The organism is Chryseobacterium sp., assembly GCF_022712095.1.
Lineage (GTDB): Bacteria > Bacteroidota > Bacteroidia > Flavobacteriales > Weeksellaceae > Chryseobacterium.
The window spans coordinates 21,636-31,771 of record NZ_JALAHD010000168.1; the positions used below are offsets into that span (position 1 = coordinate 21,636).

Consider the following 10,136-nt stretch of genomic DNA (forward strand, 5'->3'; position numbering starts at 1 on the left):
AATGATTATGCTTTATTTTCCTCTCCTTCATTTTCTTTAGTAAAATCTTCCACATAGATTTTATCTCCTTTTATCACTACAGCAAGCTGTGGAAGCGGTCTTGGCGGCGGCCCCTGGATAACAGAGCCATCTTCCGGATTAAAGAATCCGTGGTGACAGGGACATTCTATTACTTTTTCATCATGATTATAAAGAACGGAGCAGGAAAGATGGGTACATTTCTGTTCAAAAACCTTCCATTTGTTCTCTGCCATTCTGATCAGCATATAAGGTGTTCTGTGATTTTCATTGATATAGAATGTTCTCATTCCTCCGATCTTAAGATCAGTTGTAAGTCCTACAAAATATTCTTTAATCCTTTCTTTCTTTTTCACATAATTGAATGTGGGAATGGCTATATTAGCAAGAGCTAACGTTCCTGAAAAGAAAGTAATCAGTTTGATAAATTCTTTACGGGACACATAAGCAGCTTCTCTTTTTTTAATTGGAAAATCGGCTTTCCATGCGGGAATTTTGTTATTATCGTCTGACATTGCTATTAATTTAAAAAACTTTTAATTCTTCACTGCCTTTAGGCATCATTATATTGACTTTTGTATTTACTACTTCTTTTCCAAAAATAAAACGGTTAACAGGGCTACTGTTAGGTCTCTTTTTCGCTACATTTTCCCTAGTATCAAATGTTAGCGCACCACTTGGACATACTGTGGCACACATCGGTTTAAGACCTATACTTGTTCTGTCATAGCACATATTGCATTTCATCATCAGCATAGCACTCTGATCCGGAATCTGAGGTACCCCAAACGGGCATCCCATTACACAGTTGGCACAGCCGATACATTTAGAAGTATCTGCCGTATGTACAATTCCATATTCATCTTTTGTAATAGCATCAGCAGGACAAACGTTCGCACAAATCGGATCTTCACAATGCATACACACCTGCACCGTTGTCTGAATTGTTTCTGCTCTGTCTACATAATGAATATGAATCATTGAAGTTTCTCCATTGGTTTCGCATTCTGCACAGGCCATTTCACAAGAGTGACAGCCGATGCATCGCTGCATATCCACGAAAAACTCCATATCATTAAATTTTTCAAATTGTTCCGCCATAACTTCTTAAAAATTAATACTGTATATCTCTACTTTGAATAGCTAATTCTCCGGAATTTTCACCTTTCATTCTTCCTGTTGTCTCCAGTTTACAGGCACATACTTTAAATTCAGGGATTTTGGATACAGGATCCAAAGCATCAATCGTCAATTGATTTGCTGAATTAACTCCTCCCCAGTGGTATGGAATAAATACCGTATCTTCCCTGATAGTTTCTACAACATTTGCAGGAAATAATCCGGCTCCTCTTCGGGTACTTACTTTAATCAGATCATCCTGCTTAATTCCGTATTGAGTAGCCAGTTTCGGATGAATTTCCAGTAAAGGTTCAGGATATAAATCCACCAATTTTCCGATTCTTCGGGTCTGAGAACCGCTCAAATACTGACTAACCACCCTCCCCGTTGTTAATATCACAGGATATTCTTCATCTGGTTCTTCTGTCGGAGCCTTATACGGAGTCGGGTTAAAGTGAGCCCGCTGATCCGGTGTATTGAATTTTTTATCTTCCCATAATCTTGGAGTACCCGGATGATCCTCAGAAGGACATGGCCAGAAAACACCAAGATTCTTCTCTATTCTTTCATAAGAAATCCCGTAATAATCAGCTGCACTTCCCCGGGAAGCAATTCTTAGCTCATTAAAGGTTTCTTCACTGTTGGCATAATTAAATTTATCCCCTTCTCCTAACCTTCTTGCAAGCTCCATTAGAATTTCACTGTCTTTTTTCGCTTTTCCTGGTGGATCTACTACTGCGTGGATACGGATTACTCTTCCTTCCGCAGAGGTTGTAGTACCTTCTTCTTCTTCCTGAAGTGATCCTGCTAAAACGATATTCGCATGACGAAGCGTTTCTGAAAGGAAGAAATCAATCCCAGCATAGAATTCAAGTTTTTCCAATGCTTCACGGACATTATTATTATTTGGAAGTGAAACCAGCGGATTAAAACAAATGGAAAGTAATCCTTTAATTTCACCCCTGTTAATCGATTCGATTATTTCATAAGCACTTAAACCTTTTCCAGGAAGATCTTCTTCTTTGATACCCCATACATCTGCCACAAATTTTCTGTGTTCAGGATTCTCAATATCTCTGTTTCCGGGAAGCTGATCACATTTATGACCATGCTCTCTTCCTCCCTGCCCATTTCCCTGACCGGTAATGGTTCCATATCCGCAATAAGGTTTACCTATTCTTCCTGTAGCCAATACAAGATTGATACAGCTGCAAACATTCATAACCCCTTTTGCATGGTGTTCAATTCCTCTGGCATGCATCAGGAAGCTCGTCTTAGCTTTCCCCCACATTTCAGCAGCTTTGTAAATCATGTCTGCAGGAACTCCTGTTACTTTTTCACCCCATTCTAAGGTGCATTCTTTTACGGCTTCCGCTGCTTCTGCAAAACCTGAAGTATGATTATCAATGAAATCATGATCCAGCCAGTCATTATCGATTAAGACTTTCAGCATTGTATTTGTAAGTGCGGAATCAGTCCCCGGTCTTAACGGTAAATGAAGATCTGCCGTACGGGCAAGCGGAATTTCGCGCGGATCAATTACGATCACTTTGGCTCCATTATCTCTGGCTTCCCAGATTTTATAGGTAAGAACAGGGAAACATTCACTTACATTAGCTCCTGTTACAATAATTACTTCTGCATGTTCAAGATCCGCCCAGCTGTTACTGGAACGGTCCATTCCAAAAGATTTTTTGTTTCCTGCCCCTGCACTCACCATGCACAAACGTCCGTTATAATCCAGATTGGCAGTTTTAAGTGCCACACGGGCAAACTTACCTACCATATAACTTTTTTCATTGGTAAGTGATACTCCGGACAGCATAGCAAAAGCATTCTTTCCATAAGTGTCCTGAATTCTTCTTATTTCTTTGATAACCGCATCATAAGCTTCATCCCATTCGATAGGTACAAATCCTTTTCCTTCTACTCTTTTATAAGGTGAAAGCAGTCTGTCAGGGTGATTATCCTGCATATATCGCTGAACTCCTTTCGGGCATAGTCTTCCTTCATTAAAAGGAAACTCTTTCCACGGTTCAAAGCCGACTACTTTATTGTCTTTTTTCTTTAATTTGATTCCACATTGTAAACCGCAAAAACAACAGTGAGTTTTAACGATTTCATCTGGATTCTGAATACTTACTCTTACAGCTCCTTTTTCGGGATAATGTTTATGCGGTCCGAAAACCTGAATAAGTTCATCTGCTGATACGGGTAATTTTGCCATAACTTCAATTTTTAACCAAAATAACTTCCTGATTCTTTTCTTTCTTTAAGGTGAGCTTTTGCCAGGCAACTTCTCTTTCCTTCGGGGCTATACTCCAAATAGCTCATTCCGTCTTCTTCACGCTCAAGATCAAAACCCATTTCTTTAGTGATTTCTTTAAGATCCTCCACATGCATTTTTGGAGCGTATTCTTCTTTAGTATGCGGGCACACCTGCATACCTCTTCTTTTACCTTCTATTTTATAGATATTGGCACCTACCTGTGCAGGTCGCTGGAAAATATGAAAGAATTTTCCAAAAGGAATCCACATCAGGAACATGGCTACTGTAATAGCATGGGTAATCGCCATAAACTGGCTCATTTTACCTTCCAGATAAGTATAGTCAAACCAGATTCCTATTCCTGTTACGGAAACTGCAACCAATAAAATCAAAGGAAGCCAGTCCCTTTCAAACCATTGTGTAGCAATCTGTCCTTCATCTATAAATCTTCTGTGCATCATGATAAGACATCCTACAATCACCATAATAGCAGTCCAAAGCAGAATATGAAAAAGGATCATTGCCATGATGGTATTAAGAGGAAATGTCATTACCGTAATTCCGAACATATGGGTTTCATACATATCGGTAGTTCCCGGCTTTAGGGTAAAATGCATCCATCCGAATGTCAATCCAAATGTTACCATAAAAGAAATAAGACAACCGGTTGCCAAAAGGAAGTGTCCAAACCATCTCATTTTACCTCTTGGAAGAATAAAGCGCTGAAAAAGAATATTTCTTACGGAAAGCTTTATTATCTCCTTCATGTATATCAGATAATCCTTACTGAACACGAATTCCCAGGTACGTTTCCAGTATTTTTTAGTTGGTGGTCTCTGCTTCCATACGGAATGGTGATAAACTACCCCAAAAGTCATACTGATAGTACCAAAGAAATAAATGATTAACGCAGCGTCAAAATTCTGAAGATTAAGGGAACCTACGAGAGTGATCAGAACTACAACCAGTGTTGCTATTATTGCATTGATAAACGCTTTTCTATTAATATTTGTAAAAATCCTAAACATCTTTTTTCGTGTTTTTAATGTTAGTAATTTATTCTATTACATAACAAAGATAAAGTATGAATTCATAAAATAAGATACAAACATCTTATTTTTAATGATTCAAAATTATATTACGTATTTAATACTTATAAACAATTATAAATCTATTAATTACATATTATATGATTTGTATCATATAATACATCTAGGTGTCGAATTTTGTCCAAAAATTACACTTTTCAGAATAAGTTTTCATCCTCATTAATAAATGATTATTGTATATACTTTAAATTTTGGTACTTTTATTTCCTGATTTAAATACAACAAAGAATGGCGAAGAAAAATAATTCATGCAATCACTCCTGTTTTATGTGCAAACATGTTCTGAAAGAATGGTGGGAAGTGATTGAATTGCGCCGCAAAAACATCAGTGTTCGAAAAGGTCAACAGTTCATTTATGAAAACTCCGAAGTAACGGGTGTTTATTTCGTACAGGAAGGATTGGTTAAAATTCATAAAAAATGGGGAGATAAGGAAACTATTATCCGGTTTGCTGCTAAAGATGATATGATAGGTTTCAGAGGCATCAACACAGAAGATACTTTATATCCTATTTCTGCTACAGCACTTGAAAAGACCAGTTTATGTTTTATCGAAATCGACTTTTTTAAATCTTTGTTAAAAGTTAATCCTAGTTTCACCTATGAACTGATGATGTTTCTAGCTGATGAACTTTACCTCTCGGAGATCAAGAGAGGAAATATGGTGCACCTTCCTGCTAAATCAAGAATTGCCTGGTGTTTACTACGCCTTATTAAATTATTTGGTGTGGATGAAGAGGGTAAAATCAATATCACTATTAATAAAACCGATCTGGCTTCTTACGCCGGTACTACTTATGAGACCTGTTACAGGATTCTTTCTGAACTTACAGCTGATCAGCTGATATTACAAAAAGATAAGACTATTATTATTAAAAATTACGATCAGCTGTCTGAAATAAGCAAGAATCTAAACAGCAATTAAATAATATTCTTATTTCAGGATCTGATCCTACATAAAAAATGCAGAGCAGAAAATTCCTAAGTTTTCTGCTCTGCAAAAGTAGCAACAGGCACCGTAGAATATAAATACAATCTCTATAAGCATATTATCAGAGTTAACCTGAATATATTCTATGCGTTACGTTATGAATCGGAATTTTCATGGTTATTAAAAATTTCAAAAAAAATTCTACGATACCGTGTTGCACCGGAAATACATATGCAGTATCAATATTAAACAATATAAGCCCTTAAATATGGTCTGTATCATTCATAAAGTTCGGCTCTTCATTAGGCTTTGCCCACTTTCTTAAATTCTTAACTATGATATTCCCCCCGAAACTCAATGGTTAATTTGAAAGTTTATACCTCTGATGAGCCACGCATAGCCTGAGTATTTCCACTTTTATAATTTAGTTTTAATGGTGTTTATTAAAAAAAATTAATTTGATTTGAAAATATAAATTACTGCATTACCTGTCCATTTTTAATTCCACACAGGCCTTTATGGAATTTATATATATTTTGATTGTGCTTCAATCCTTTACCATCCTTGTTTGTCTTTCGGAGGATCCGTTGGCGGCTCTTCCGTGACAGATACATTGCTATTGGTTTCCGATTCGGATTCTGCTACAGGCGTTTGTATCGTATCCGATGTTTTAGCCGTTTTAGCATTCATCTTCTTCATATTCATCATGGTAATATTGTCTTCTACGTCGGTAATGTCATTCACTTCTCTACAACCGACTACTGAAACTAACAGTGTAGCAAATGCTACAAATGAGATAAACTTTTTCATATGATTTCCTTTTTTAAGTTTATCCCGGCCAGGATTAAATATTTCAGAATTCCGTTTTCGAAATTATTACAGTCTAATCTCAATTGCAACGAGATGTTGTCATTATAGATATATTTTAAGATTCATGACGTCGTTATTTATAAATTAGGACAAAACATTTTATATAATTATTTAAAAATCAATATATAAATATGAATATTAATATTTTAAACATATTTAAAAATCAATCAATGTATTATAATAATGTGCTTCAATTTTTATATTTTTGAAGAAATTTTCATCTACTACATGCCCCTTAATTATATAAAAAAATGCTGCTCCCTTCTTTTTGCATTGATTTTTATATTCATTTTTGAAAATCATAGCGCACAGAGCTATGAAGATATTCAGAAAAAATACGAGAATCTTGATGCAAATAATGAGAATGCTTTCCAGTTTTTAGAGCCGTTTATTTTAAAAGCTAAGCGGGAAAAAAACTATGAAAAACTTGTTCAGGGCTACGAAGATGCAATCTACTATTCTGCCAGCAATGATAAAAAACTTGCCTACTCCGACAGTTGTATTTCTGCTGCCCAGCAAAGCTTTAATAATGATTTAATCAGCAGATCTTACCTTGGTAAAGGGATCATTTACTATCTCAATCTAAAAAAATACAGACCGGCTTTAGATGAGTACATAAAAGCCTATGCATATTCTAAAAAGGGAAATAACAATTATCAGAAGTACAAGATCATTTACCATATGGGAGTGGTAAAAAGCTATTTAGGATATTATAATGAAGCACTCGGACATTTTAATGATTGTATTTCTTATTTTGAGTCCAAAATAAAAAACAACAGCTCTCATCCTAATGAGACTTATAATAATAGTAAGGGATATCTCAACAGCTTGCATCAAAGTATCATCTGCTACCGGAATACAAAGAACTTTAAAAAAGAAGATTCTCTGATTAATGTAGGACTCAACTTCACCAATCAGTTTAGTGACTTTCCATTAGAACAGGCTTATTTTCTTAAAGCTAAAGGAATCTCCTCATACCAGCAAAAGAAATTCAACGAATCGATAGTACTTCTCAATAAAGCGAAACCTATTCTGAAAAAGAATAATGATTTCTCATGGATTTCTGTTTCTGATTTCTATATAGGAAAAAACTACCTTGAACTTCATAATGAAGATAAGGCTATTGCACAATTTAAAAAAGTAGATTCTATTTTCCAGAAACATCAGTTCATCGTTCCTGAACTTCGGGAAAACTATGAACTTCTCATAAAATATTATAAAGAAAATAACGAGCACCAGCAACAGCTTTATTACACCAAAAACCTTCTGAAAGCAGACAGTATACTAACCAAGGATTTCACTTACCTTTCTGCCAAAATTCATAAGGAATACGACACACAAAATTTAATTGATGATAAAAACAGGCTTGAACAGCAAAATAAATGGGGATTCGGTACTATTCTAATTTTAAGCATGGCTGTAGCTTTTCTTGTTTTTGTTCTGTGGCGATATTATAAGAATGAAAAAAGAATTAGGTTCAAGCAATCTCAACTGGAAACCCAGCTTTATAGCCGCTCACAAAATACTCACGAGTCTCAGCCACGCTTTACAATCAGTGAGGACGTCTCTATGGATCTTCAGAAAAAACTGGAAAAGTTTGAAAATGAACAAGGCTTTCTTGAAAAAGGGCTTACGCTTAATAAACTTGCACAATCTTTTGAGACTAACAGCACTTATTTATCTCAATATATTAATGATACAAAGGAGATGAATTTCAATAAATACATTGCTATGCTGCGTATTCATTATATCACTGAGTTAATTGACAACAACCACAAGTATCTTAAATATTCCATACAGGCACTGGCTTGCGAATGCGGTATCGCTTCACGCCAGAACTTCTCTGATCTATTCCAGGAATTTAACGGTATCCGACCTGCAGAGTTCATAAAAAGGAGAAAAAAAGATCTGGAAGGTAATGACACAACTTCTATACAACTTTCCTCCTAGGAAAGCAAAACACAATCTATAGAACAACAAAGGACATCTCTTTCGAGATGTCCTTTTATTATAATTATATTATATTAATATATTATTTTTTAGACGCTTTTACATCAATTCCTATTTCGATGTCTTTGCTGATCATCCATTCTGCAGGATCAGCTTCAGAAGTTCCAAACTGGATTCCCCAATCTGCTCTGTTTACAGTAAATTTAGCTTCTACAGCTGCAGTATTATCTGTTACTGTAACTTTAGCAGGGAAAGAAACATTTAAAGTTTTTCCTTTAAGAGTAAGGTTTCCACTTACTGTTTTATTAGCTCCTGCGATAGCATCAGCCGGTGCAGCCGCTAAATCAGATACCTGAGTGATTTTAAAGTCTGAAGTTGGATTTTTTGCTACATCAAAAAAATCTTCACTTTTTAAATGTCCTTCAAGGTCAGCATAGTTTTTATCTTTTTCCGTAACAGATGCAGGGTCTACTTTAATAGAATTCATATCAATAATAAACTCTCCTGAAGTAAGCTGGCCATCTGCTAATGATAACTCACCTGATTGAATAGAAAGTGTACCCCAACGAGGAGCAAATCCTCCTTTATGGAACGCTTTCCAATTTACTACAGATGTAGCAGTATCTACGGCGAAAGCATCACCTTTTTTTTCCGCAACTTGTTGTTCCTGACCAGCTTCCGCTGTAGTTGATGTTTTTTTGTCTCCACAAGACGCAAGTAAAAAGCCGATACTTGCTAAAGCAATTACACTGATTTTCTTCATTTTTTAAATTTTTAAATATAATTATTTTACAAAGTTGAATAAAAATACAAGCTCATCAATTACATAAATCGGAAGAAAAGTTATAATTTTAGGAAATAACTATATCTACGATTCCAATTGATCTACATATATACAAAAAATAATCTGTAACAAAAAATGTTCGCTTGATTAATGCTCCAAATAAAAACATCAAAACCAAGATAATCAAAATGTTAGACTCTATTTAATTCACTAATTAATGATATCAAAAAATCAATATACCTCATCTTCTGCTTCACTAAAAAAATAAGGTTTTAAAATATCCTCAAAGTTATAAAGCCCGTTCTCTTTATCTATAAGATTTTCAGCAACGAACAATGCTCCACTCCCAAAAGCCTCACGGGATATGGATTCATGAACCAATCTTACAGTCTGATAAGGAAACCCAAATATCACCTCATGTTTTCCTACTATTCCTCCGGCTCTTACCGAATTAATATTATCCGCATCAATATCCAATGTCTCTGCTATTTTCACAGCAGTACCCGAAATACCTGATTTCGCTTTAAAATGTTCTTCAATCACTTCAATATCTACACTTGGAGCAATATTTTTCAATAATGAGGCTGCAAACAAAAGGTAATTAACTCCTAAAGTAATATTTGGAGACCAAAAAACCACAGCATCAGCAGACAGATATTCTAATAATTGTTTTTCATTTTCTCCATAATGCGAAATAGCAGATATAATTTTAATTTTTCTTTCTGCTGCAGCTCTACCATATAGATGGATAGTTTCGGTAGCAGAAAAATCAACAATAACATCCACAGGATGATCATCCAACAGCTTTTCAATTTCAATCGTCTGCTGTGAATAGATCAATCCGGGATCGGAGGAAGTAATTCCAAGAAATTCGTTAGCTGTTCCCTGCTCCATTGTCCTGCTGTTTCTTAATACCCATTCCAAAGAAAAATCCATGTGCTGAAGTATTACATTCGCTACTGCCTTTCCGGCTTTTCCAAATCCAATTAAACCTATTTTCATATATAAATTTTTATACAGTTTACTTTACGTCCAAATTCCTACAAAAGCAGTTTAGATCTTATTAATCTTATTATAAAACATATCA

Annotated in this window: 9 protein-coding genes; 2 read left to right on the forward strand and 7 right to left on the reverse strand. The window is 35.2% G+C overall.

Annotation, left to right across the window (positions count from 1 at the left end):
* Positions 1-5: 5 nt before the first annotated feature.
* Genes Q0A18_RS08560 through Q0A18_RS08575 form a run of 4 tightly spaced genes read right to left on the reverse strand, consistent with a single transcriptional unit; the run spans position 6 to position 4,434 of the window.
* The gene (locus tag Q0A18_RS08560; RefSeq protein WP_292009734.1) at positions 6-533 is read right to left on the reverse strand and encodes a Rieske (2Fe-2S) protein; all 528 of its coding nucleotides are present in this window, start codon (positions 531-533) and stop codon (positions 6-8) included.
* Positions 534-543: 10 nt separating this feature from the next.
* Positions 544-1,119: a 4Fe-4S dicluster domain-containing protein gene (locus Q0A18_RS08565; RefSeq protein ID WP_292009735.1), complete on the reverse strand. Its 576-nt coding sequence runs from the start codon at positions 1,117-1,119 to the stop codon at positions 544-546.
* A gap of 13 nt (positions 1,120-1,132) precedes the next feature.
* Positions 1,133-3,364, reverse strand: a complete 2,232-nt coding sequence (locus tag Q0A18_RS08570) for a molybdopterin oxidoreductase family protein (protein ID WP_292009736.1) — start codon at positions 3,362-3,364, stop codon at positions 1,133-1,135.
* A gap of 11 nt (positions 3,365-3,375) precedes the next feature.
* The gene (locus Q0A18_RS08575) at positions 3,376-4,434 is read right to left on the reverse strand and encodes an MFS transporter (protein WP_292009737.1); all 1,059 of its coding nucleotides are present in this window, start codon (positions 4,432-4,434) and stop codon (positions 3,376-3,378) included.
* A 309-nt stretch (positions 4,435-4,743) separates the two neighbouring features.
* On the opposite strand from Q0A18_RS08575, the gene Q0A18_RS08580 reads away from it, so the two are divergent.
* Positions 4,744-5,439: a Crp/Fnr family transcriptional regulator gene (locus Q0A18_RS08580; RefSeq protein ID WP_292009738.1), complete on the forward strand. Its 696-nt coding sequence runs from the start codon at positions 4,744-4,746 to the stop codon at positions 5,437-5,439.
* A gap of 561 nt (positions 5,440-6,000) precedes the next feature.
* Here Q0A18_RS08580 and Q0A18_RS08585 read toward each other — a convergent pair.
* Positions 6,001-6,255 (reverse strand): hypothetical protein, encoded by a 255-nt coding sequence (locus Q0A18_RS08585; RefSeq protein ID WP_292009739.1) that lies wholly within the window; start codon positions 6,253-6,255, stop codon positions 6,001-6,003.
* 288 nt (positions 6,256-6,543) lie between these two features.
* Between Q0A18_RS08585 and Q0A18_RS08590 the strand changes: the two genes are divergently transcribed.
* On the forward strand, positions 6,544-8,265 hold the full coding sequence (locus Q0A18_RS08590) for an AraC family transcriptional regulator (protein ID WP_292009740.1): 1,722 nt from the start codon (positions 6,544-6,546) through the stop codon (positions 8,263-8,265).
* 82 nt (positions 8,266-8,347) lie between these two features.
* Here Q0A18_RS08590 and Q0A18_RS08595 read toward each other — a convergent pair whose 3' ends face one another.
* Both Q0A18_RS08595 and Q0A18_RS08600 read right to left on the reverse strand, forming a co-directional pair.
* Positions 8,348-9,028: a YceI family protein gene (locus tag Q0A18_RS08595; RefSeq protein WP_292009741.1), complete on the reverse strand. Its 681-nt coding sequence runs from the start codon at positions 9,026-9,028 to the stop codon at positions 8,348-8,350.
* Between the two features lie 252 nt (positions 9,029-9,280).
* A complete protein-coding gene (locus tag Q0A18_RS08600) occupies positions 9,281-10,051 on the reverse strand; it encodes a dihydrodipicolinate reductase C-terminal domain-containing protein (RefSeq protein ID WP_292009742.1) in 771 nt (256 codons plus the stop codon).
* Positions 10,052-10,136: the final 85 nt, after the last annotated feature.

Excerpts from the sequence above, each read along its gene's own strand:
- Q0A18_RS08560 (WP_292009734.1), bottom strand. The coding sequence starts at position 533 with ATGTCAGACGATAATAACAAAATTCCCGCATGGAAAGCCGATTTTCCA.
- Q0A18_RS08565 (WP_292009735.1), bottom strand. The coding sequence starts at position 1,119 with ATGGCGGAACAATTTGAAAAATTTAATGATATGGAGTTTTTCGTGGAT.
- Q0A18_RS08570 (WP_292009736.1), bottom strand. The coding sequence starts at position 3,364 with ATGGCAAAATTACCCGTATCAGCAGATGAACTTATTCAGGTTTTCGGA.
- Q0A18_RS08575 (WP_292009737.1), bottom strand. The coding sequence starts at position 4,434 with ATGTTTAGGATTTTTACAAATATTAATAGAAAAGCGTTTATCAATGCA.
- Q0A18_RS08580 (WP_292009738.1), top strand. The coding sequence starts at position 4,744 with ATGGCGAAGAAAAATAATTCATGCAATCACTCCTGTTTTATGTGCAAA.
- Q0A18_RS08585 (WP_292009739.1), bottom strand. The coding sequence starts at position 6,255 with ATGAAAAAGTTTATCTCATTTGTAGCATTTGCTACACTGTTAGTTTCA.
- Q0A18_RS08590 (WP_292009740.1), top strand. The coding sequence starts at position 6,544 with ATGCCCCTTAATTATATAAAAAAATGCTGCTCCCTTCTTTTTGCATTG.
- Q0A18_RS08595 (WP_292009741.1), bottom strand. The coding sequence starts at position 9,028 with ATGAAGAAAATCAGTGTAATTGCTTTAGCAAGTATCGGCTTTTTACTT.
- Q0A18_RS08600 (WP_292009742.1), bottom strand. The coding sequence starts at position 10,051 with ATGAAAATAGGTTTAATTGGATTTGGAAAAGCCGGAAAGGCAGTAGCG.